The 23,397-nt window shown below is 71.4% G+C and carries 18 protein-coding genes; 14 read left to right on the plus strand and 4 right to left on the minus strand.

Annotated features, from left to right (window positions below; genetic code table 11):
• Window positions 1-79 precede the first annotated feature (79 nt).
• From E0D90_RS05035 to mgtE, 11 genes are all read left to right on the plus strand, one after another.
• On the plus strand, window positions 80-1,294 hold the full coding sequence (locus E0D90_RS05035; protein ID WP_130796762.1) for an acylneuraminate cytidylyltransferase: 1,215 nt from the start codon (window positions 80-82) through the stop codon (window positions 1,292-1,294).
• Complete coding sequence (locus E0D90_RS05040; RefSeq protein ID WP_103500548.1) at window positions 1,291-2,250, plus strand: N-acetylneuraminate synthase family protein; 960 nt, start codon at window positions 1,291-1,293, stop codon at window positions 2,248-2,250. The genes E0D90_RS05035 and E0D90_RS05040 overlap by 4 nt, the downstream gene beginning before the upstream one ends.
• A 4-nt stretch (window positions 2,251-2,254) precedes the next feature.
• Complete coding sequence (locus tag E0D90_RS05045) at window positions 2,255-3,517, plus strand: hypothetical protein (protein ID WP_130796745.1); 1,263 nt, start codon at window positions 2,255-2,257, stop codon at window positions 3,515-3,517.
• 519 nt (window positions 3,518-4,036) lie between these two features.
• Window positions 4,037-5,287 (plus strand): amidohydrolase, encoded by a 1,251-nt coding sequence (locus tag E0D90_RS05050; protein ID WP_438827370.1) that lies wholly within the window; start codon window positions 4,037-4,039, stop codon window positions 5,285-5,287.
• 244 nt (window positions 5,288-5,531) lie between these two features.
• On the plus strand, window positions 5,532-6,569 hold the full coding sequence (locus E0D90_RS05055; protein ID WP_130796747.1) for a BMP family lipoprotein: 1,038 nt from the start codon (window positions 5,532-5,534) through the stop codon (window positions 6,567-6,569).
• Window positions 6,570-6,716: 147 nt separating this feature from the next.
• Complete coding sequence (locus E0D90_RS05060) at window positions 6,717-8,438, plus strand: ABC transporter ATP-binding protein (protein WP_130796748.1); 1,722 nt, start codon at window positions 6,717-6,719, stop codon at window positions 8,436-8,438.
• A complete protein-coding gene (locus tag E0D90_RS05065) occupies window positions 8,435-9,694 on the plus strand; it encodes an ABC transporter permease (protein ID WP_130796749.1) in 1,260 nt (419 codons plus the stop codon). Before E0D90_RS05060 ends, E0D90_RS05065 begins: the two co-directional genes overlap by 4 nt.
• On the plus strand, window positions 9,691-10,983 hold the full coding sequence (locus E0D90_RS05070; RefSeq protein WP_130796750.1) for an ABC transporter permease: 1,293 nt from the start codon (window positions 9,691-9,693) through the stop codon (window positions 10,981-10,983). The genes E0D90_RS05065 and E0D90_RS05070 overlap by 4 nt, the downstream gene beginning before the upstream one ends.
• On the plus strand, window positions 10,980-11,405 hold the full coding sequence (locus E0D90_RS05075) for a cytidine deaminase (RefSeq protein WP_103503370.1): 426 nt from the start codon (window positions 10,980-10,982) through the stop codon (window positions 11,403-11,405). Before E0D90_RS05070 ends, E0D90_RS05075 begins: the two co-directional genes overlap by 4 nt.
• A 148-nt stretch (window positions 11,406-11,553) precedes the next feature.
• Window positions 11,554-12,831, plus strand: coding sequence for a thymidine phosphorylase (locus tag E0D90_RS05080; RefSeq protein ID WP_130796751.1), 1,278 nt, complete (start codon window positions 11,554-11,556; stop codon window positions 12,829-12,831).
• A 395-nt stretch (window positions 12,832-13,226) separates the two neighbouring features.
• On the plus strand, window positions 13,227-14,552 hold the full coding sequence (mgtE, locus tag E0D90_RS05085) for a magnesium transporter (protein ID WP_130796752.1): 1,326 nt from the start codon (window positions 13,227-13,229) through the stop codon (window positions 14,550-14,552).
• A gap of 57 nt (window positions 14,553-14,609) precedes the next feature.
• On the opposite strand, the gene E0D90_RS05090 is transcribed toward mgtE, so the two are convergent.
• The 3 genes from E0D90_RS05090 to E0D90_RS05100 form a co-directional block, all read right to left on the minus strand.
• The gene (locus E0D90_RS05090; RefSeq protein WP_130796753.1) at window positions 14,610-14,990 is read right to left on the minus strand and encodes a DUF6507 family protein; all 381 of its coding nucleotides are present in this window, start codon (window positions 14,988-14,990) and stop codon (window positions 14,610-14,612) included.
• Window positions 14,987-15,175, minus strand: coding sequence for a hypothetical protein (locus E0D90_RS05095; RefSeq protein WP_130796754.1), 189 nt, complete (start codon window positions 15,173-15,175; stop codon window positions 14,987-14,989). Before E0D90_RS05095 ends, E0D90_RS05090 begins: the two co-directional genes overlap by 4 nt.
• A gap of 388 nt (window positions 15,176-15,563) precedes the next feature.
• Window positions 15,564-17,681: a hypothetical protein gene (locus E0D90_RS05100; RefSeq protein WP_130796755.1), complete on the minus strand. Its 2,118-nt coding sequence runs from the start codon at window positions 17,679-17,681 to the stop codon at window positions 15,564-15,566.
• 323 nt (window positions 17,682-18,004) lie between these two features.
• Between E0D90_RS05100 and E0D90_RS05105 the strand changes: the two genes are divergently transcribed.
• Window positions 18,005-19,189 (plus strand): FUSC family protein, encoded by a 1,185-nt coding sequence (locus E0D90_RS05105; RefSeq protein ID WP_130796756.1) that lies wholly within the window; start codon window positions 18,005-18,007, stop codon window positions 19,187-19,189.
• A gap of 166 nt (window positions 19,190-19,355) precedes the next feature.
• Here E0D90_RS05105 and E0D90_RS05110 read toward each other — a convergent pair whose 3' ends face one another.
• Complete coding sequence (locus E0D90_RS05110; protein WP_130796757.1) at window positions 19,356-20,729, minus strand: MFS transporter; 1,374 nt, start codon at window positions 20,727-20,729, stop codon at window positions 19,356-19,358.
• A gap of 92 nt (window positions 20,730-20,821) precedes the next feature.
• Between E0D90_RS05110 and E0D90_RS05115 the strand changes: the two genes are divergently transcribed.
• Both E0D90_RS05115 and E0D90_RS05120 read left to right on the plus strand, forming a co-directional pair.
• Entirely contained in the window at window positions 20,822-21,907 is a 1,086-nt protein-coding gene (locus E0D90_RS05115; protein WP_130796758.1) for a LysR family transcriptional regulator, read from the plus strand.
• A gap of 216 nt (window positions 21,908-22,123) precedes the next feature.
• Window positions 22,124-23,272 (plus strand): adenosine deaminase, encoded by a 1,149-nt coding sequence (locus tag E0D90_RS05120; protein WP_130796759.1) that lies wholly within the window; start codon window positions 22,124-22,126, stop codon window positions 23,270-23,272.
• Window positions 23,273-23,397 lie beyond the last annotated feature (125 nt).

Below are 23,397 nucleotides of genomic sequence, written 5' to 3' on the forward strand. Positions count from 1 at the left end.
GGCCGACACCTCCCCGGCCGACACCTCCCAGGCGACCGCCCCCGCGAGCGCCACCGACACGAACGGGACCACCGAACCGATGACCACCGTGCTGGCCGTGATCCCCGCCCGTGGCGGATCCAAGGGCGTGCCCGGCAAGAACCTCGCCCCGGTCGGCGAGGTGCCCCTCGTGACCCGCGCGGTCCGCGAGTGCCTGGGCGCCCGCCTGACCGGCGCCGTCGTCGTCTCCACCGACGACCCCGGCATAGCGGCCGCCGCCCGCGCGGCGGGCGCCGAGAGCGTCGAGCGCCCCGTCGAGATCTCCGGCGACACCGCCGCCAGCGAGGCCGCGCTGCTCCACGCCCTCGACACCTACGAGGAACGCCACGAGACCACCGTGGACGTGGTGCTGCTGGTCCAGTGCACCAGCCCGTTCCTCACCCGCGACGATGTCGACAAGGTGACCGCCGCCGTCCTCGACGGCGCCGACACCGCCCTGACCGTCGCCCCCTTCCACGGCTTCCTGTGGCGCGACGCCGCCCAGCGGCACGGCGCCGGCGGCCACGGCGTCAACCACGACAAGGCCTACCGCCCCCGCCGCCAGGACCGCCCCGAGGACCTGCTGGAGACCGGCGCCGTCTACGCCATGCGCGCCGACGGCTTCCGCTCCGAACGCCACCGGTTCTTCGGCCGCACCGAACTGGTCCGCACCGACCCCGCGCGCGTGCTGGAGATCGACGACCCGCACGACCTCGCACGGGCCCGCGCCCTGGCCCCGCTGCTGGACGGCGTCCCCGGCAGCCCCCCGCCGCCCCTCGTCCACGGCGCACTGCCGCGCCGCGACGACATCGACGCGGTGGTACTCGACTTCGACGGCACCCAGACCGACGACCGGGTGCTGATCGACTCCGAAGGACGGGAACTCGTCGCGGTCCACCGCGGCGACGGCCTCGGCATCGCCGCGCTGCGCCGCGCGGGCCTGCCGCTGCTGATCCTCTCCACGGAACAGAACCCGGTCGTCGCCGCCCGGGCGCGCAAGCTGCGCATCCCCGTGCTGCACGGCATCGACCGGAAGGACCTCGCCCTCAAGCAGTGGTGCGAGGAACAGGGCGTGGCCCCCGAACGGGTGCTCTACGCCGGAAACGACGTCAACGACCTGCCCTGCTTCGGCCTGGTCGGCTGGCCCGTCGCGGTCGCCGGCGCCCACGACATCGTGCGCGCCGCCGCCCGTGCGGTCACCTCCGCACCCGGAGGGGCCGGCGCGATCCGCGAGATCGCCTCGTGGATTCTCGGAAAGGAACTCCGCACCTCATGAACGACGCACCGACCCCGCAGACCGCCGCCCGGTCCCGCATCCGCAACCTCGGTGACCGCCCGGTCGGCCCCGGCCGCCCCGTCTACGTCACCGGCGAGATCGGTATCAACCACAACGGCGACCTCGACAACGCCTTCGCCCTGATCGACGCCGCCGCCGAAGCCGGCTGCGACGCCGTGAAGTTCCAGAAGCGCACCCCCGAGATCTGCACCCCCCGCGACCAGTGGGACATCGAGCGCGACACCCCCTGGGGCCGGATGACCTACATCGACTACCGCCACCGCGTGGAGTTCGACGAGGAGCAGTACCGCGCCATCGACGCCTACTGCCGCAAGCGGGGCATCCACTGGTTCGCCTCGCCCTGGGACACCGAGGCCGTCGACTTCCTGGAGAAGTTCGACCTGCCCGCCCACAAGGTGGCCTCCGCCTCCCTCACCGACGACGAACTGCTGCGGGCCCTGCGCGCCACCGGCCGCACGATCATCCTCTCCACCGGGATGTCCACCCCGCAGCAGATCCGCCACGCGGTCGAGGTGCTGGGCAGCGAGAACATCGTGCTGCTCCACGCCACCTCCACCTACCCGGCCAAGGCCGACGAGCTGAATCTGCGGGCCATCCACACCCTCCAGTCCGAGTACCCCAACGTCCCGATCGGCTACTCCGGACACGAGACCGGCCTCCAGACCACCCTGGCCGCCGTCGCCCTGGGCGCCGTCTTCGTCGAGCGCCACATCACGCTGGACCGCGCCATGTGGGGTTCCGACCAGGCCGCCTCCGTGGAGCCGCAGGGCCTGGACCGGCTCGTCCGCGACATCCGCACCATCGAGGAGTCCCTCGGTGACGGCGTCAAGCGGGTCTACGAGGGCGAACTGGCGCCGATGAAGAAGCTGCGCCGCGTCAAGGGCGTCGTCGCCGAGCGCGCCGAGAACGCCGACCGCGAGCCCGCGCGGGCCTGAGCCGGTGACAGGGACGTACGCGCTGGTCGAGAGCCCGGTCCAGCTGCTGAACGTGCTGGAGTGGGCTCACGCCCGGACCACGGGCCGGTCCGGGCCGGAGGACGGCACGACCGCCGCCCCCGGTCCCGGCCCGGCCGTCACCCGGACGCCGGGGGAGGCGTCCGGCCCGCCGGGGCCCACGCCCGGCGCGTACGTCGTCCCGGGCGCCGGGCCGGCTTGCACCGGAGCGCCGCCCGGCACCGGCGCGTCGCCCGGCACCGGCGCGTCACCCGGCGGCGCGGCGACGGACCAGCAGGACGAGCTGACCGTCGTCGTCCTGCCCCCGCGCAACGCCACCTCGCGCGGCCAGTTGCTGCGCATGTCCGGGCTCGCCCGGGACGAGGGGCACCGGCTGCTGTGGCGCGAGGTCCGCGGGCCGGCCGGGCCCGGCGCCTGGCCCGCACTGGCCCGCCTGCTGCGGACCGCCGACCGCCTGGTCGTCGGCGACCCGTTCTCCCGCTGGACCCAACTGCTGCTCGCCGGGTCCGACGCCCGGCACGTCGTCGTGGTCGACGACGGCACCGCCACCATGGAGTTCACCGCCCAGCTGACCCGCGGCGAGCCCCTGGTGCGCTGGCACCGCGCCGCTGCCCCGCGCGGCGCGCGCGCCGCGCTGTTCGCGCCGGTCGCCCGCCGCGCGCTCCGCGGCCTGAGCCCCGGCACCGGCCGCCGGGTCGAGGTCTTCACCGCCATGCCGGTGGAGCACCCGCCCGGCGTCACCGTCACCCGCAACGACCTCGCCTGGACCCGGAGCCGGTTCGGCCCGCCGCAGATCAGCCCCGGCGCCGATCTGGTCGGCACCTCGCTGGTGGAGACCGGCGTCATCCACGAGGACCGCTACCTGGCGGCAGTCGCCGCGCTCGCCGCCGGCCACGGCGTCACCCGCTACCTCGCCCACCGCAAGGAGGGGCCGGAGAAGCTGCGCCGGGTGGCGGCGCTGGCCGGGGTGGAGATCGTCCGCCCCGACCTGCCGCTGGAGCTGGTCGCACGCTCCGGGCCGATCGGGCGCCGGGTGCTGAGCTTCCCGTCGACCGTGGTCCACACCCTGCCGCTGGTGCTGCGCGGCACGGCCGTCGGCGTGAGCGTGTGCGAGATCCAGGACGACTGGCTCACCGAACGGGCCTCACCCCGGGCCGGGGGGTTCCTGGCGGCCGTCAGCCACACCGCGCGCGGCGCCCACGGCCTTCCGGTGCTGCCCGTCCCGGCCCCGCCGCCCAGCGCGGCCTGACCCTTCGGCCGGGCTTCCAGCGTGCGGACGCACCGCTACGCGCTGCTACGCACTCCCGGAGCACGCGATCGGCGCGGACCGCATGAACATTCGGTACCGACCGGCCGGTGTGCGCCCCCGGCGGCCGGAGCCCCGCCATGCCTCTGCTGCCTCCCGCCGGTCGGTGCGGGCGGCAGAGGCGCCGCCGCCACCCTCCCGCGCGGGCTCGCTCGGGGCCGTCGGAAGGTCCCGGGGCCGACTGGCGTTCGGGCGTTGGTCCTGGTAGTGGCCACCCGACACATCCCGCCGAGCCGTTCCGAGCGGGCCGGAGGGCCGCCCGGCGCCGTGATCAAGGCTCTGCCGGGCCCTCGCGCCGTGGTGATCTCACTCTCCGGACCGCCGATGAAATGCGCTTCTATACCCGATACCGTTGTGAAGTATGCACAACGCAGCGCATAAGCACTCGCTCCTGTGGGTGAACTTTCCATGATTGCTGGGAAGTTCGGGTCGGTTGACGTTACCCTCGGTCACGTGAGCCACCTGTTGTCACCGGAAGCAGCCCCCGTCAACACCGCACTGACACTGCCGGGGGTGGTACCGGATGCGCTACGGGCGGAGCTGATCGCCTTCCGACGCGACCTCCACATGCACCCCGAGCTGGGCAACAACGAGGTGCGCACCACCGCCGCCATCAAAACGCGGCTGGAGCGGGCCGGGCTCAGTCCCCGCGTCCTCGACGGCGGCACCGGCCTCTACTGCGACGTCCACCCCGACGGCGGCTCCGGCAGCTGGAACGGCGGACGCCCGATGCTGGCGCTGCGCGCGGACATCGACGGCCTGCCCATCCCCGACACCAAGACGGTGCCCTACCGCTCGACGATCCCCGGCCGGGCCCACGCCTGCGGCCACGACGTGCACACCACCGTCGTGCTCGGTGCCGGGCTGGTGCTGGCCGAGCTGGCCCGCGAGGGCCGCCTGCCCTTCGCGGTGCGGCTGCTCTTCCAGCCGGCCGAGGAGGTGCTGCCGGGCGGCGCCACCGACGCCATCGAGTCCGGCGTGCTGGACGGCGTCGGGCGGATCATCGCGGTGCACTGCGACCCCAAGGTCGACGCGGGCCGCATCGGCCTGCGCACCGGCCCGATCACCTCGGCCTGTGACCGCGTGGAGATCACCCTCACCGGCCCCGGCGGCCACACCGCCCGCCCGCACCTGACCACCGATCTGGTGACCGCGGCCGCCCGGGTGGCCACCGACGTCCCCGCGCTGCTGGCCCGCCGGGTGGACACCCGCTCCGGTCTGGCCGTCACCTGGGGCCGCCTGGAGACCGGGCACGCCTCCAACGTCATCCCGCAGCACGCGGAGCTGTCCGGCACCATCCGCTGCCTGGATCTCGACGCCTGGCGCGCGGCGCCCGACCTGGTGCACGCGGCGGTGGACGAGGTCGCCACCACCCACCGGGCCAAGGTCGAGATCCAGTACATCCGCGGTGTCCCCCCGGTGGTGAACGAGGCCGGCACCGCCGCCCTGCTCGCCGAGGCGATGGGTGAGCGGTTCGGCGCCTCCTCCGTGGAGTCCACCGAGCAGTCCCTCGGAGGCGAGGACTTCTCCTGGTACCTGGAGCACGTCCCGGGCGCGATGGCCCGGCTCGGCACCCGCGTCCCCGGTGACGCCTCGGCCACTCCGCGCGATATTCACCAGGGCGATTTCGACGTGGACGAGCGCGCCATCACCGTGGGTGTGGAACTGTTCACCGCCGCCGTGCTGATGGACGCCGGTCAGCGGCCGGTGTGAGAGCGTCGTCCGCTTCGTCCTGAGGTGAGGGAGAGGGGCCGGTCCGGTTCAACCGGACCGGCCCCCACCTGTGTTGACGCCCGTCATGCCCGCATTCGGCCCGGTGAGCTGTCATATTGCGAACGCATTGCGTTCACGACGATCTGATAACGGGCCCGACGCTTTTGTTTTCCCGGGATCTACGCGCGTTACGATCTCGCGGGAAGAGCGCCGCAGGGGCGCTTGAAGTGAAGGGAACGCCCTCTTGCGCCGCGTATCCAAGCTTGCAGCCACGGTCGCCGCCACGGCGGCCCTCGCACTGACCGCCAGCGCCTGTGGCAGCGACGACTCCGGTTCCGGCTCGTCCGGCGGCACCGGCGAAGGCGCAGCCATCGCCTTCGACGTCGGCGGCCGTGACGACGCCTCCTTCAACGAGGCCGCCGCCCGGGGCGCCGACAAGGCGCTCGACGAGCTCGATGTCGAGACCTACTACCAGACCGCTCGCGACGACGAGACCGACGCGGACCGCGAGCAGCGGCTCCAGCAGATGGCCGAGGCGGGCTACAACCCGGTCATCGGCGTCGGCTACCTCTACGGCCCGGCCGTCGAGCGCGTCGCCGCGGAGTTCCCCGACACCACCTTCGGTGTGGTCGACGCGATCGCCGAGGGCGACAACGTCTACTCCATGATCTTCGCCGAGCACGAGGCCAGCTACCTGGCCGGCGTCGCCGCCGCGCTGAAGACGGAGACCGACAAGGTCGGCTTCATCGGTGGCGTCAACACCACCCTGATCCAGAAGTTCCAGGCCGGCTTCGAGCAGGGCGTGAACGACACCAACGCCGACATCGAGGTCGACGTCCAGTACCTGTACGCGGACGACCCCAAGGGCTTCACCGATGTGGCCAAGGCCAAGGAGCAGGCCAACGGCATGCTCGGCCGTGACATCGACGTGATCTACACCGCCGCCGGCCTGTCCGGCAACGGCTCCATCGAGGAGGTCGCCTCCCACGAGGGTGCCTGGGCGATCGGCGTCGACTCCGACCAGTACCAGCAGGCCGGTCTCGCCGAGTACCAGGACTCGATCCTGACCTCGGCGGTCAAGGGCGTGGACGTCGCCGTCTTCGACCTGATCAGCAGCATCGAGAACGATGACGCGATGTCCGGCACGGGCGAGTACGGCCTGGAGAACGACGGTGTCTGGCTGGCCACCTCCGGCGGCTTCATCGACGACATCAGCGACGAGCTCGAGGCCGCCAAGCAGCGGATCATCGACGGTGAGGTCACGGTCAGCGACACCCCCTGACCCGTCCTGATCGACCCCGGAGTCCCGGGCCCGGCGAGGAGCAGTCCTCGCCGGGCCCTCTCCCCAGCGCTACGCGCGTAGCATCGGGTCCGGCACGATAGCGTCAGCCACCGGCCCCAACTCCTTAGCTCCCGAGGAGAGTGCGTCATCCCAGCCACCAGCAAACCCGCGGCAGACAGCGCGCCCGCCGTCGAACTGCGCGGAATCACCAAGCGTTTTCCTGGTGTCGTCGCCAACCACGACATCAACATCACCGTCCGCCGCGGCACCGTCCACGCGCTGATCGGGGAGAACGGCGCGGGCAAGTCGACCCTGATGAAGATCCTCTACGGCATGCAGAAGCCGGACGAGGGCACCATCGCTGCGGGCGGCGAGCAGGTCTCGTTCGGCTCGCCGGCCGACGCCATCGCGCGCGGCATCGGCATGGTGCACCAGCACTTCATGCTCGCCGACAACCTCACCGTCCAGGAGAACATCGTCCTGGGCGCCGAGAAGCTGCACGGCATCGGCGCCGCCGCCCGCCGCCGGATCACCGAGATCTCCGACGCCTACGGCCTCGGCGTCCGCCCCGACGTGCTCGTCGAGGAGATCGGCGTCGCCGACCGCCAGCGCGTGGAGATCCTGAAGGTCCTCTACCGCGGCGCCCGGACCCTGATCCTGGACGAGCCGACCGCGGTCCTGGTGCCCCAGGAGGTCGACGCGCTCTTCGCCAACCTCCGGGAGCTGAAGGCCGAGGGCCTGACCGTCATCTTCATCTCGCACAAACTGGGCGAGGTGCTGTCGGTCGCCGACGAGATCACCGTCATCCGCCGCGGCACCACCGTCGCCTCGGTCACACCGGCCGAGACCACGCCCAAGCAGCTCGCCGAGCTGATGGTCGGCAGCGAACTGCCGGTGCCCGAGACGCGCGAGTCCACCGTCACCGACGTGCCGGTGCTGGAGGTGGCCGGGCTGCACCTGTCCGGCACCGACGCCGACGGCGTCGTCCGCGAGGTGCTCGCCGACATCGACTTCACCATCCACCGCGGCGAGGTCATGGGCATCGCCGGCGTGGAGGGCAACGGCCAGGCCGAACTGGTCGAGGCCATCATGGGCATACGCGACCCCGACGGCGGACGCATCACGGTGGACGGCGACGACCTCTCGCACGCCTCCACCCGCCGCCGCCGGGAACACGGCATCGGCTACATCCCCGAGGACCGCCACCGGCACGGACTGCTGCTGTCCGCGCCGCTGTGGGAGAACCGGATGCTCGGCCACGTCACGGAGCGGCCCAACAGCCGCGGCCAGCGGCTCACCCTGGGCGACGCCAAGGCCGACACCGAGCGGATCGTGCGCGAGTACGACGTGCGCACCCCCGGTATCAACGTCACCGCGGCCAGCCTCTCCGGCGGCAACCAGCAGAAGCTGATCTTCGGCCGCGAGATGAGCCACCACCCGAAGGTGCTCATCGCCGCGCACCCCACCCGAGGGGTGGACGTCGGCGCGCAGGCGCAGATCTGGGACCAGATCCGCGAGGCCCGCATCGAGGGCCTGGCGGTACTGCTGATCTCCGCCGACCTCGACGAACTCATCGGTCTCTCCGACAGCCTGCGGGTCATGTACCGCGGCCGGCTGGTCGCCGACGCCGATCCCGCCACCATCACCCCGGAGGAACTGGGCGGTGCCATGACCGGCGAGACGACCGGCCGCCTGAGCGGCCACGACAGCACGGACACCCCGGCGGACCGGCCCGAGCAGGCGGACCCCGCAGACCAGGCGGACCCCGCGGATCAGGCGGGCCCCGCGGACCAGGCGGCTCCGGCCGACCCGGCCGAGGGCACCGGCGACGGCCCCTCCTCCGGCACCGCTCAGGGGGGCACGGCATGAGCCACCCGGAGAACGAGACCCCCCGCTCCGACGGCGAGAAGCCGGCCGTCGGCAGCGGCGGCACCGGCGGCGGAGGCACGGCCACCGGCACCACCGAGGCCCCACGCCCCGGAGCCGCCCCGTCCGGCGGCGGTCTCACCGCTCGGCTGAAGGACCCGCGTTTCCAGGAGAAGCTGCTGCTGGGCCTCACCGCCCCGCTGCTCGCCCTGGCCACGGCGTTCGTGCTGATCTGCCTGGTGATGACCGCGACCGGCCAGAACCCGTTCCAGGCGTTCCAGTCGATGTTCGACTACGGCACCACCGAGCGCAGCCAGGTGTGGATCGTCAACAAGGCGATTCCGTACTACCTGTCCGCCGTGGCCGTGGCCGTCGGCTTCCGCATGAACCTCTTCAACATCGGCGTCGACGGCCAGTACCAGGTGGCCGCGTTCTTCGCGGCCGTGGTCGGCGGCGCCCTCACGCTCAGCGGCGTGGTGCAGATCCCGATCATCCTGCTGACCGCCATGGTCGTGGGTGCCCTGTGGGCCGGGATCGCCGGCTACCTCAAGGCGGTCCGGGGAGTCAGCGAGGTGATCACCACCATCATGCTGAACTCCATCGGTGGCGCCCTCATCGGCTACTTCCTGCACGAGGGCCGCCTCGCCGAGCGCAACCAGAACATCGTGCACACCCCGGACATCCCCGAGTCCAGCTTCTTCTTCACCATCGACACCGGCAACGGGGCGATCTACGGCACCATCGTGATCGCGGCCGCGGCCGGTGTCGCCTACTGGTACCTGCTGGGCCGCACCCGCTTCGGCTTCGACCTGCGCGCCGTCGGCGTCTCCGACAGCGCGGCCGAGGCCAGCGGCGTCAGCGTCAAGCGCATGGTGATCGTCTCGATGCTGGTATCCGGCGCCATCGCCGGTCTGGTCGGGATGCCCACCCTGCTCAACGACACCGGGAACTTCGGCAACAACTTCCCGAGCGGCATCGGCTTCATGGGCATCGCCATCGCGCTGCTCGGCCGCAACCACCCGGTCGGCATGGCGCTGGCCGCCCTGCTGTGGGCCTTCCTGGAGCGCACCGGCGGCCATCTCAACTTCGTCGGCTACTACCAGGAGATCATCGGCGTGATGCAGGGCATCATCGTCCTCTCCGTGGTGATCTCCTACGAACTGGTCCGCCGCTGGGGGCTGCGTCGCCAGCAGCGCATCGTCGGGGCCGAACTGGCCGCGCGGGCGCGGAAGAACGACACGGTGGAGGGCGTCGCATGAGCACCGAGATCAAGACCCTCTCGGATCCGGTGAAACCCACCGGCAAGGCCGAACGCGGCGGGCGCCGCAAGCTCGGCTACCCGGCGATCCTGCTGATCATCGCGGGCGCCCTGCTGCTGCTGTCGATGGTCCGCGCGTTCACCGACACCGGCAGCCTCACCGACACCCGGCAGTGGGGGAGCGCGCTGGGCCTGGCCGTCCCGATCGGCCTGGCCGGTCTGGGCGGTCTGTGGGCCGAACGCGCCGGCGTGATCAACATCGGCCTCGAAGGCATGATGATGCTCGGCCTGTTCGCCGCCGGCTGGATCGGCTGGCAGTACGGGCCGTGGGCGGCCGTCCTGGCCGGCATCATCGGCGGTGTCCTCGGCGGCCTGGTGCACGCCATCGCCACCGTCACCTTCGGCGTCGACCACATCGTCTCCGGTGTCGCCATCAACATCCTCGCCCTGGGCGTGGTGCAGTTCCTCGCCAAGCTCTGGTTCGGGCAGGAGGGCAGCGCCGCCGCCGAGGCGGGAGGCAACGACAAGCAGTCGCCACGCATGGACGAACTCGGCGACTTCACGGTCCCGTTGCTCTCGGACTGGCTGTCGACCGTCCGGGGCTGGGACGTCTTCTTCCTCTCCGACACCGCGGGCATCCTCGGCGCGGCCGTCACCAACGTCTCCTGGCTGGTGCTGATCGCGGTGCTGCTGTTCGTCGGCACCTACGTGGTGCTGTGGCGGACCGGCTTCGGCCTCCGGCTGCGGTCCTGCGGCGAGAACCCGACGGCCACCGAGTCGCTGGGCGTCAACGTCTACCTGTACAAGTACCTGGCCCTGCTGGTCTCCGGCGGTCTCGCCGGCCTCGGCGGCGCCTACCTGGCGGTCTTCGTCCGGATGTACCAGGACGGACAGACCGGCGGCCGCGGCTACCTCGGCCTGGCCACCATGATCTTCGGCAACTGGCGTCCGGGCGGCGTCGCGATGGGCGCCGGTCTCTTCGGCTTCGTCGACGCCCTCCAGATCCGAGGCGGCGGCACCGTGGTCCACGCGCTGCTGCTGCTCTTCTCGATCGGCCTCGCCGGTTTCGCGGTCTACCAGTTCACCCGGAACCGCCGCCTCTCCGCGGTGATCAACGGTGTGCTGGCCGTGGCGCTGTTCCTGTGGTTCTCGGCCACCGAGACCATGCCGCTGGAGCTGGTGTCCGCCAGCCCGTACATCACCACCCTGGTGGTCCTCGCCCTGTTCTCGCAACGGTTGCGGGTACCCAAGGCGATCGGGAAACCGTACCGGCGGGGCGAAGGAACATGACGCCCTCCGCCGGTACCCCCGACAGCACCGCCGACTGGCCGGCGCTGCGCGGCGCGGCCCGGGACGCCATGTCCCGGGCCTACGCCCCGTACTCCGGCTACCCCGTCGGCGCGGCCGCCCTCGTCGACGACGGCCGCACCGTGACCGGCTGCAACGTGGAGAACGCCGCCTACGGCGTGGCGCTCTGCGCGGAGTGCGGCCTGGTCTCCGCCCTGCACGACGGCGGCGGCGGCCGGCTGACCCACTTCACCTGCTGCGACAGCCGCGGCGAGATCATCACCCCGTGCGGCCGCTGCCGCCAGCTGCTCATGGAGCACGGCGGCCCGGCGCTGCTGGTGGACACCGTCACCGGCCCGCGCCCGCTGCGTGAGCTGCTGCCCGACGCGTTCGGGCCGGACGACCTCGCCGCCGGACGCGGCTGACCGCCGGGCGAACGCATGCCCGGCCGGGGCGGCCCGTCCGGCGTGTCCGCCGGGGCCGCCCCACGGCACTCGCCCGCACCGCACGGCACTCACTCCACAGCACCCCAGCACTCCAGCACTCCAGTACCCCAGGACAGGGAAGAGCCGCATGGACGCCATCACCGTCATCCGCGCCAAGCGGGACCGCCAGGCACTCACCGACGAGCAGATCGACTGGGTGATCAACGCCTACACCCGAGGCGACATCGCCGACGAGCAGATGTCCTCGCTCGCCATGGCGATCCTCCTCAACGGCATGGACCGCCGCGAGATCGCCCGCTGGACCGCCGCGATGATCGCCACCGGCGAGCGCATGGACTTCCACGCCCTGGACCGCCCCACCGCCGACAAGCACTCCACCGGCGGCGTCGGCGACAAGATCACCCTGCCGCTGGCACCGCTGGTGGCCGCCTGCGGCGCGGCCGTACCGCAGCTCTCCGGCCGGGGCCTGGGCCACACCGGCGGCACCCTCGACAAGCTGGAGGCCATCCCCGGCTGGCGCGCCGCCCTCTCCAACGACGAGATGCTCGGCGTGCTCCGCGACAGCGGCGCCGTCATCTGCGCCGCCGGCGACGGCCTCGCCCCCGCCGACCGCAAGCTGTACGCGCTGCGCGACGTCACCGGCACCGTCGAGTCGATCCCGCTGATCGCCAGCTCGATCATGTCCAAGAAGATCGCCGAAGGCACCGGGTCGCTGGTGCTCGACGTCAAGGTCGGCTCCGGCGCCTTCATGAAGAACATCGAGGACGCCCGCGAACTGGCCGAGACCATGGTCGGTCTCGGCAACGACCACGGTGTGCGGACCGTGGCGCTCCTCACCGACATGTCCGTCCCGCTCGGACTGACCGCGGGCAACGCCCTGGAGGTCCGCGAGTCGGTCGAGGTCCTCGCCGGCGGCGGACCGGCCGACGTCGTCGAACTCACCCTGGCCCTCGCCCGGGAGATGCTGGACGCCGCCGGCCTGCCGGACGCCGACCCCGCCAGGGCCCTGGCCGACGGCTCCGCCATGGACGTCTGGCGCCGCATGATCGCCGCCCAGGGCGGCGACCCGGACGCGGCGCTGCCGGTCGCCCGCGAGCAGCATGTGCTCACGGCGCCCGCCGACGGCGTGCTGACCGGTCTCGACGCCTACGCCGTCGGCCTCGCCGCCTGGCGCCTGGGCGCCGGGCGGGCCCGCAAGGAGGATCCGGTGCAGGCCGGTGCCGGCGTGGAACTGCACGCCCGGCCCGGCGACCGGGTGCGTGCCGGAGAGCCGCTGCTCACCCTGCACACCGACACCCCGGAGCGGTTCCCGGCGGCCCTGGAGGCGCTGAACGGCGACGCGGTACGCGTCTCGGCCGACGCCGAGGCGGGCGCCGGCCCGATCGTCCTGGGCCGCATCGCCTGATCTCCCGCCGCCCCCGGGCGTCCGCCCGACGTCCTACGGTCCGCCGCCCCGCCCCCTCTGGTGCGGGGCGGCGGTGCGTCGTGCCCCTCCGCTGCCGCCGGCCGGACGCGACGGGAGACGAACCACCGCGTGACGTCCCCGTTTCACCGTCCGTTTTGTCGCTCTCTCTGTCATGATTCCTCACCGACGACATGTAGCCTGAAGGCTGGTTTCGGCGAGAACGTCACGGCGGGAGGTGGTACTGCGATGCGCAGTGAGCCTCCCAGTCATCCCCGGCGCCGCTCCGGCGCGCCCAGGGCAACCGTCGTCTGACGCGCCGGTCCTGGGCTTGCCCGGTGTGTGCGCGAACACCGGATGTCCCATGATCAGCTTCCGTTGCCTGGGGGTAACCCGCCATGTCCCACCTGCCTGTCCTCCTTGAGGAGAACAACCTCGCGGGCGCCCTGGAGTGGCTTGAGACACAGCCCGCCTACTCCATCGCGGACGAGATCGCGCGCATGGACGCCGTCGAGTCCGTCGTCTCCTTCCGCCTCCTCGACAAGGACCGCGCGCTGGAGGTCTTCGAGGAACTCGAACCGGTCGACCAGCAGCAGATCCTCGAAGGGCTGCGCGACCAGGCGTTCCGCGACCTCGTCGAGGGCATGGACCCGGACGACCGGGCCCGGATGCTCGGCGAGGTCCCCGCCAAGGTCGCCCGCCGGGTGCTGGCCGGACTCAGCGCCCACGAGCGGCAGATGACGGCCGCGCTGCTCGGCTACCCCGAGGGCTCGGTCGGCCGCTACATGACTCCGGAGACCGTCGCCCTCCAGCAGCACCTGACGGTCAACCAGGCGCTGGAGGTCGTCCGGCGGCGCGGAGCCAACGCGGAGACCATCTACACCCTCCCCGTCGTCGACGCCGGACGACGGCTGACCGGCATCGTCCAGCTGCGCGAACTCGTGCTCAGCGACCCCGAGGCGATGGTCTCCGACCTGGTCGTCACCGAGCCGCCGTCCGCCCGCGCCACCGAGCCCGCCGAGGACGCCGCACGGCTGATGCGGGAGACCAACGTGCTGGACCTGCCGGTGGTCGACAGCGAGGACCGGCTGGTGGGCCTGCTGACCATCGACGACGCCGTCGAGGTCATCGAGGCCGCCGACACCGAGGACGTCGCCCGGCAGTCCGGCGCGGAACCGCTGGAGCGGCACTACATGTCGGCCAGCGTCTTCGAGGTCTCGCGCAAGCGCGTCATCTGGCTGATGCTGCTGCTGGTCGCCGCCACCCTGACGGTCTCCGTCACCCAGGCGTTCGAGGACGAACTCGCCACCGTGACGCAGCTCGCGCTGTTCATCCCGCTGCTGATCGGCACCGGCGGCAACTCCGGAGCCCAGGCCGCCACGGCTGCCGTCCGCGCCCTCGCCGTCGGCGAGGTACGGACCTCGGACATGCTGCGGGTCATCTGGCGGGAGTGCCGCACCGGACTGCTGCTCGGCGCCATGCTGGCGGTGATCGGACTGCTGGTCGGGGCGGTCTTCGTCGGCTGGGACATCGCCGCCGTCGTGGCCATCACCCTGGTGATCATCTGCATGTGGGCGGCGACGGTCGGCGGCACCATGCCGCTGCTCGCCAAGAAGCTCAAGATCGACCCGGCCGTGGTCTCCGCCCCGATGGTGACGACGCTGGTGGACGCCACCGGACTGATCATCTACTTCACCACCGCCAAGATCGTCCTCGGTATCTGACGTCCCTCCGGGCGCGCGCGCCCGCGCGCCACGGCGGATCGCCGCGACGTGGCGCGTTCAGGGGAGGTGGCGGCCGGTTCGGTGGGGGCCGTCGAGGAAGGGGAGTGGTGGGGCGGTGTCGCCGTGGGCCCGGTCGGCGTTCTCCTCCATCTCGATGTCACCGTGGTGGTAGGCATCCGTGGCCAGTCGGGCGCCTTCGGCGCAGGAGATGGCACGGCCCTCCAGGTCAGCCAGGCAGTAGGCGGCCCGTTCGGCCAGTTCGCTGAGGGCGGTGCTGAGCGGGCCGCTGCCTCGTCCGTCGTGCAGGCCGCCGGCTGCCGAGGTCGCCAGGGCGAGGATGTTCCGGCAGGCGGCGGCGTCCTCGGTGAGGGCGTCCTGGTCCGGTTGGAGCTTCGCCAGAACTCCCGCCACCCCGGCGGCACCGATGTCCCACCTCATCGGGCTCCCTCCCATTCCTCGGGCCACTCGCAGGCGTTGATCTCGTTCATGATCGCGTCGGTGTAGGGGACGATCAGGTCGCCGAGAATCCGCTCCGACTCCTCGGGATCGGAGGGGTGGTTGGCCGCGATGCCGACCGCCAGGACCGATTCCGGATCGTCGGAGTCCCTCAGGGTGCAGGGCACGGTGGCATAAGCAAAACCCGGCCACACGGTGGCCTCGTAAACCAGCCCGACTTCGTGACCCGGCCCGGGTGCCGGGATTTCTCGGTAATTATCGAAGCTGTTCACATACGAGAGATGAAGGTCTTTCCTTTTCACTAGAATACTACGCGCATTCAAGAGGTATCCACCGCTGGTATGGAAAATACATTGAGTAGAGAAGCCTCCGTGCTTGTTTGATTCCGTAATCAATTCCCATCCATTGCCTGGGAATAGATTGTGATGGCGGTCGCCGGTGTCGAATCCGCAGAGTGTCTCAGGGGGAGGGGGGTGTTGGTCACTCGAGACGGAGCACGCCGTCAAGGCAAGGAGGGCCGTGATCAGCGGCAGCTTTCGATAGTGGGCCGATTTTTTACCTGTAGTGCCAGTATTCGTGACTCGTTCTGGCTGCCTCGAAACCATTTTGCGCACGGGCCTCTGTGATTGTTTGCGTGAGGTGCTTATTCGCGCCAGATTTTGTGGGGTCATATACCGCACTTCCTGAGTTCACGTAGCCTGCCTTGATGCTCTTGCTTGTACTTTCTTTGGCGTTTCGTGCGGCTTCCGCTGCGTCTTTGTTTTTTTGCTCTTCGTGGTCCTTCCAGAGCGCTTCGTTGATCTTCACCATCTCGTTGGCTGAGGCGGTGCCGAATCCCGGGATTTGGCCTATGGTGGCGTCGCTGACGCCGGTCAGGAGGTGCTGGGTGAAGCGCTTCATGTTCTCGGCGTCTGGTTTGGAGATCTCCTGGAAGGCGTGTTCCGCTTTTTCGCTGGCGATGATGCCGGCGACCCGTCCCCCTGACTCTGCCGCGTTGTTGAAGGCTTCAGTCCGGTATTCGGGCGAGATTCCGGTGTGGTCGCTGGCGAAGTACTCGGCGGTCACGCCCACATAGACGAGCTGCGCGTTGAGCAGCACGTCCGCGCCGGCCGGGTCTTTGGACAGTACGCGGAGTAGATGCTCTGAGGATGCCCTGTCCAGGTCCAGCCCGTGCTCGAACTGGGGGACCTCGGCGCTGATCATGGCGTGGTTGATGTCGCCGATGTACAGGGCGGCGACGTTGGCGACCGTGGGGGTGAGCGTCTTCGGCAGGGTCTCGTTGAGTGTGTGGTTCACGAGGTGCTGTGCGACGCGGGCGTTGGTCTCGTTGGGCGGGGGAGCGTAATCCGGAATATCGAGGCCGGACGGCAGCCCTGTGGCGGCGGCTTCCATCGCGCGTGCCAGGCCCGTGTGGTCCGTGGACGGCGTTCCACCGAAGGCCTTCTCGAAGCCCTCCACCGTGCCGGCACGCTCCAGCGCGTAGTCGAGGGTGTTGCCGCGCTCCGGGTCGAGGATCATGGCCGCCGCGGCCGGGTCCTTCGCCGAGATGCCGAGGGCGACGTCGAGCAGGGACCGGTCCGACGGGGGCATCCCGGCCGGGCGGAACGTGCTGTCCCGCTGCTCGCGGGAGACGATGTCGCCGACCACGGAGTCCATGAACTGGGCGCCGAAGGGCTGCCGTGCCTTCTCCATCAGTGCGAGCACGTCGTGGTAGCCGTAGCGGCCGGTCGGCTGGTCACCCGCGAAGGCGTACGGGCTCGGAGCGGTCTCGGCGCGTCCGCCGCGCAGTTGAACGCCCAAGGTCCAGCGTTCCCAGCGGCGCCCGGCCGGGCTCGCCAGCCAGGCGATGAACCGAGGATCCTCCGGCGGGATGTCGCGCAGGTGCGGTGGCACGCGGGTCGCCACGGCCAGGATGTCGCCCAGGCCGGCGCGCGTGCTGTCGGTCAGCGTCGGGCCCATGGGCGAGCGGTGGTGGTCCCGTTCGCCGGGGATCTCGACCCGCGCCGCGAGGTCCAGCAGCCCCTCCACTCCCAGACGGTCCATCGTGTACAGGGCGAACGCGGCGTCGCCGCTGTGTGCTTCGAGGATCGCGTCGAGTTCGGCGATCTCCGCCGGTGTGAGGTGCCGCTGGTCTGCCAGTTCCAGGAAGCGGTGCGTCGCACCCATCGCCGCGCGGTGCTCGGCATGGGCCGGTCCGCGCAGATCGAGCAGACCGCGGACGCGGTCCACCGCGTACTGCTCGGCGCGCCGGTACTCGGCGACCGTCGCCGCCACCTCCTCCGCCAGCAGGTCGTGTTCGGACGGTCCGCCGGTCGTGGCGACGGTCACGAAGTCCCCGGTGGACGGAAGGCGGGCCGCGCGCTCCCGCAGCACCGTGAGCCGGTCGTCCAGGACGCGTGTCGTGCTGGTGTACTCGGCGAGGAGCGATCCGAGCCGGTCGAACGCCTCACCGACCAGTGCCCCCATGTCGCGTACCGGCTCGGTGGAGCTTAGGAGTTCGGGTGCCTCCGGTGCGTCGTAGTACTCCTGGAGTCCCTGGAAGGTGGCGTGCACCTGGGTGCCGTCGCGGTCGATGGCGCGGCCGAGTCGCGCCAGTTCGGTGGTGGCGCGCTCCAGTTCGCCCAGGTCTCCGGTGTAGTGCGGGATACCCGCGCCCGCGTTCCCCCACGTCATGTTTCCCCCGTGACTCCCGCCCCCCGGCGGACTCGATCGCATTGATCAACGTTGTGTATAGCAATGGTCACCCACGGCCCGCAAGCGCGTTCGGCCCGCTCGGCCCTCGTGCGGTGGATCGGGCGATGACCGGAGTTGACGGGGTAGGCGGTCGGTCGGCGGTCGGCTTCGGCGGGCCCGGTCGTGGCGCGGGCCGCGTGTCGGGGTGGATGTGTACCTTCGGGTGAGGTGGCGCCCAGCCGTCGAGCCGCCGACAGTTCGTGTCCCTCGCCGCCGCGGGCCACCGGCCCGCCCTACTCGTACACCGCCGCACCGGAGCCGTCATGCCGCTTCCTCCTCTCCGGCGGCTGATCGCCGGAAGCGCCACCGCGATCCGCCGCGACACCGGTCAGATCTCCGCCGCGTCCCGCCGGGCGCTGCGTGGGCCGGGGCGTGAACGCGACATAGTCGTCCAGTCGTTGAAGGCCGCGGCGGCTGCCTATCTGGCCTATGCGCTGGCGCGGTTGCTGCTCACCGACGACATGACGCTGATGGCGCCGTGGGTGGCGGTGGTCCTGGTGCAGGCGACCGTCTACCAGTCGGTGGCGCAGGGCGCCCGCCAGGCGTTCGCGATCGTGCTCGGCACGGCGGCCGCGACGGGGACGGCGCTCCTGCTGGGCAGCCAGATCGTGGCGCTCGTGCTGGTCCTGCCGCTGATGCTGCTGATCGGTAACCTGCCGAGGTTCGGCAGCCAGGGCATGTATGTCGCGACCTCGGCGATCTTCGCCCTGATCGGGGGGCCGTTGACGGTCGAGGTGAGCGTGCAGCGGGTCGTCGCGGCACTGATCGGCGCTGCGATCGGGATGGCGGTCAACGCCCTTGTCTTCCCGCCGCGTTACCTGCGGGACGTGCGCGAGGCGATCCGCACCGCCTCGGACGAGACGGCCGGGCTGCTGCGGTCCATGGCCGACGGTGTGCGGGACGACGACCTGGACGACCGGTCCACCGACTGGCTCGACCGTTCCTCCCGTCTGCCCCGTCTGGTCTCCGGGGTGCGGTCGGCACTGGACTGGGACCGGGAGAGCCTTCGGCTCAACATCCGCCGCCGCACCAGCGGTACGGCGCTGCCGCCGGACTACAGCTCCCAGGACGTGGTGAACGTGCTGTGGCATGTCACCGACCACACGCGGGAGATCGCCCGGACCCTGGCGGAGACGGGCCGCTACGCCAGCGACGTGCGGGCGCTCACTCCACAACTGGCCCAGACCTACGCCCAGTTCCTGCAGGATGTGGCCGATGCGGTCGCCGCGTACGGACCGTTGGTGACCACCGCCGGGCGGGACGCCCTCCATGACCTGGAGAACGCGGTCGAACGCGCGGCGGCCGGTCACCACCGGCTGCGCCGCCGTCTCGGTGAGCAGCCGCCGGACGTGGAGGGCGCGGAGGTCCTCGGGCCGTTGCTCGCGGACGGCCGCCGCATCATCGCCCAGCTCGACTATCGCGAGACGGTCACCGATCGGGACAGCTGACGGCCGGCGAACCGGGGGCCGGCGGGAGCCGCCGTGAAGTGAAGCGGCCGGCCCGTGGACTCTGGGCCGGCCGAACGTGGCCGGGGCTGCGCCCCCGCCGGTGGTGGGGTTCCGGACCGCCGCCGTTGCTGAAAACCGGGAGGTTCGGCGGCGGTCCGGAGGTCTGTCAGTGCGAGGCGGCGGCGACCCGCTGGGCGGAGACGCTGCGCACCGTCGCGTAGAGGGTGATGCCCGCCGCGACGACCAGCGCGACCAGCGCGAAGGCGACCGTGCCCTCCCAGTGCGCTGTGTGGTAGGTCAGCGCGCCGAGGAAGCCACCGGCGCTGGCGCCGACGTAGTAGGTCACTGTGTACAGCGCGGATGCCTGCGCCCGGGCCTGGGTGGCGGTACGGCCGACGGCCGCCGACGCCACCGCGTGGCCGAGGAAGAAGCCGCCGGTGATCAGGACCAGGGCGAGCAGCACCACGGTCAGGCTGTGCGACAGGCTCAGCAGCAGTCCGGCGGTGACCGCCCCGATCCCGACGTACAGGGCGCCGCGCCGGCCGAGCCGGGTGACGGTGACGCCGGTCATCGACGAGGAGCAGGTGCCGACCAGGTAGATGACGAAGACGGTTCCGGCGACGCCCGCCGACAGCCCGAACGGTTCCTCGGTCAGCCGGAAGGCCATCGCGGTGTAGACGGCGCTGAACGCCGCCATCAGCAGCATCCCGATCCCGTACAGCCGCAGCAGCAGTCCGTTGCGGAGGTGCCCGGTGATGGTGGCGACCGCCTGCGCGGGGCGCAGCGGGGTGGGCGTGAAGTTGCGGGCGCGGGGGAGCAGCACGGCGTAGAGCGTGGCTCCGACCAGGGCCAGCAGCGCCACCGACAGCAGCGCGGCGCGCCATCCGAACGCCTCGGAGATCCAGCCCGCCAGCACGCGGCCGGACATGCCCCCGACGCTGTTGCCGGCGATGAACAGACCCACGGCGCCGACCATGGCCTTCTTGTCGAGTTCCTCGGAGAGGTAGGCGACGGCCGAGGCCGGGATGGCGGCGAGCGCGGCGCCCTGGAGGACGCGCAGCGCGGTGAGCGCGGCCAGGCTCGGGGCGAAGGGGATGGTCAGCGCGAGCACGGCGGCCACCGCGACGCCGATGGTCATCATGCGCCGCCGGCCGATGCGCTCGGAGACGAGGCTGAGCGGCAGCACGGCGACCGCCAGCCCGATGGTGGCGCCGGAGACGGTCCAGCTGACGTGGTCGGGGCGGGAGCCGAACGCGGCCGCCAGCTCGGGGAGCAGCGGCTGCGTGGCGAACAGCATGGCGAAGGTGGCCAGGCCGATGCCGAACAGCGCGATGTTGATGCGGAGCACCGGGGGACGGGCGTCGCGGGCGCGGGTGGCGCCGGCGAGCTCTCCGGTGCGGCGGCCGTCGTGCGCGGCGGGGTGGGCCTGCGGTGTCGACGGCGTGGTGGTGCGGGTCTCTGCGGTGTCGGTGGACGGACGCGGGGACGGCGGGGTGAGGGCCCCCGCTGTCGCAGGAGCCCTGGTGGCTGTGGAGGGCATATAACGAAAGTAGAACGCCGGGTTTCATCCGTCCAATGCACAGAACGGTAAGATTCGTTCCACCAGTGCATAAGCAGAGGTGAGGACGGTCCATGTCACCTGCGGGCAACAAGAATGACATTCGTGTGACAACGGGCTCATCGGGCCCGGCGGACATCGCGGGCCTCGGGCAGGAGTCGTGGGCGTCGATTCTGACGCCGCGCCTGGCGCAGTTCGCCGCCGTCGCGCGGCACGAGCACATCACGCGCGCCGCACAGGAACTGGGTGTCCCGCAGTCCAGCCTCAGCCGCGCGATGGCCCGGCTGGAGGAGGATCTGCGGGTCGCGCTGCTGGCCCGGCACGGGCGCGCGGTCTCGCTGACGCCCGCCGGGCGCTCCTTCGCGCGCGCCGTGGAACGTGCCCTCGGCGAGGTCGAGCGGTCCGCCGAGGTGGTGCGCACCGACGCCGACCCGGCCACCGGCAAGGTCGCCTTCGGCTTTCTGCACACCATGGGACCGGAGACCGTTCCGGCGCTGATCCGGGAGTTCCGTGCCGACCACCCGCGCGTCCGCTTCTCCCTGGTGCAGAGCTACGGCGAGGACATGATGGAGCGGATGCGGGAGGGCGAGCTGGACCTCTGCCTCACCTCGCCCATCCCCGACGCGCCGGACCTGGTGACGCGGCGGCTGGCGCTGCAGCGGCTGCGGCTGGTGGTGCCCGCCGACCACCGGCTGGCGAGCCGGCGGCGGGTGCGGCTGGCGGAGGCGGCCGAGGAGGTGTTCGTGACGCTGGAGCCCGGGTACGGGCTGCGCAAGCTGACCGAACGGCTCTGCGCGCAGGCGGGGTTCGCGCCCCGGGTGGCGTTCGAGGGCGAGGAGGCGGAGACGCTGCGCGGGCTGGTCGCCGCCGGGCTGGGGGTGGCGCTGCTGCCGCCGCCGACCGTGCCGCGTCCGGGGGTCCGTGAGCTGAGCGTCACCTCGCCGCCCGCCGTGCGGGAGATCGGCGTGGCCTGGCTGGCCGGGCATCCGGACACCGCTCCGGTGGCGGCCTTCAAGGCGTTCCTCCTCAGCCGCCGGGACCGCGTGCTCGCCGGTTCGCCCTCCTCGGAGGCCGCGGACGCCGCGGACGCCGCGGGCACCACAACGGTCGCGGCGGGTTCCGGCGACGGGGGCGGCGCGGGTAGCGGCACGGGAGCGTAGGGCGTAGGGGCGGATGTCACGGAAGCGCCGAGCATCGGCTCTCGCCTGGACAAGCCGCTGCTGATACCGCGTTCTACGCCGCGGTTCCGGAGCGGCCGGAGGGCCGAGAGCGGGGCGGGAGCAGGGCGGGGCGGCGGGGTCCGCTCCGCCCCGCCGTCCAGGGTTTCGCGATGTCCACCACTGCCCTGTCTACGCGCGTAGGAGTAGCATCGGCGAATGACAGAGAGCCAGACCCTCCAGCCCGCGATGACGCCCACCACGGACCAGATCCGCCGCGCCCCCAAGGTGCTGCTGCACGATCACCTCGACGGCGGGCTGCGCCCGGCGACCGTCCTCGAACTCGCCCGTGAGCAGGGATACGACCGGCTGCCCGAGAGCGATGCCGCCCGGCTCGGCGAGTGGTTCCGCGCGGCGGCCGACTCCGGCTCCCTGGAGCGCTACCTGGAGACGTTCGCCCACACCTGCGCCGTGATGCAGACCCGCGACGCGCTGTTCCGGGTGGCGTCGGAGTGCGTGCAGGACCTCGCCGCCGACGGCGTCGTCTACGCCGAGGTGCGCTACGCCCCCGAGCAGCACCTGGAGGCGGGACTCACCCTGGAGCAGGTGGTGGAGGCCGTGAACGACGGCTTCCGGGAGGGCGAACGGCTCGCGGTCGCCGCCGGTCACCGCATCCGGGTCGGCGCGCTGCTCACCGCGATGCGGCACGCCGCCCGCGCGCTGGAGATCGCCGAACTCGCCAACCGCCACCGCGACCACGGCGTGGTCGGTTTCGACATCGCCGGCGCCGAGGCGGGGTTCCCTCCCACCCGCCACCTGGACGCCTTCGAGTTCCTGAAGCGCGAGAACAACCACTTCACCATCCACGCCGGTGAGGCGTTCGGTCTCCCGTCGATCTGGCAGGCGCTCCAGTGGTGCGGCGCGGACCGCCTCGGTCACGGTGTCCGCATCATCGACGACATCACCGTCGCCGACGACGGCACGGTCACGCTCGGCCGGCTCGCCGCCTACGTCCGGGACAAGCGCGTCCCGCTGGAGATGTGCCCCACCTCCAACCTCCAGACCGGTGCCGCCTCCTCCTACGCGGAGCACCCCATCGGGCTGCTGCGGCGCCTGCGGTTCCGGGTCACCGTCAACACGGACAACCGGCTGATGAGCGGGACGAGTATGAGCCGTGAGTTCGAGGAACTGGTTCAGGTGTTCCGGTACTCACTCGAAGACATGCAGTGGTTTACAGTCAATGCGATGAAATCCGCATTCATTCCTTTCGATGAACGTCTGGCGATGATCAACGACGTCATCAAGCCCGGATATGCGGCACTTCGGTCCGAGTGGCTGTTCTCCAGTGAGCTGAGGAGTAGGGGCTGAGCTGCGGAAATACACTGCTGTGCGAAATCCGTACGGATATCCGTAAAGCGCGACCCGGAGTGGCGCGCCTCGGGTGAAAGGTGTTTTGGTATTTGGCGGGGCGCGCCGCGTGCTGGTTAGGTTGC

The organism is Streptomyces otsuchiensis (assembly GCF_004305975.1).
Classification (GTDB): domain Bacteria; phylum Actinomycetota; class Actinomycetes; order Streptomycetales; family Streptomycetaceae; genus Streptomyces; species Streptomyces otsuchiensis.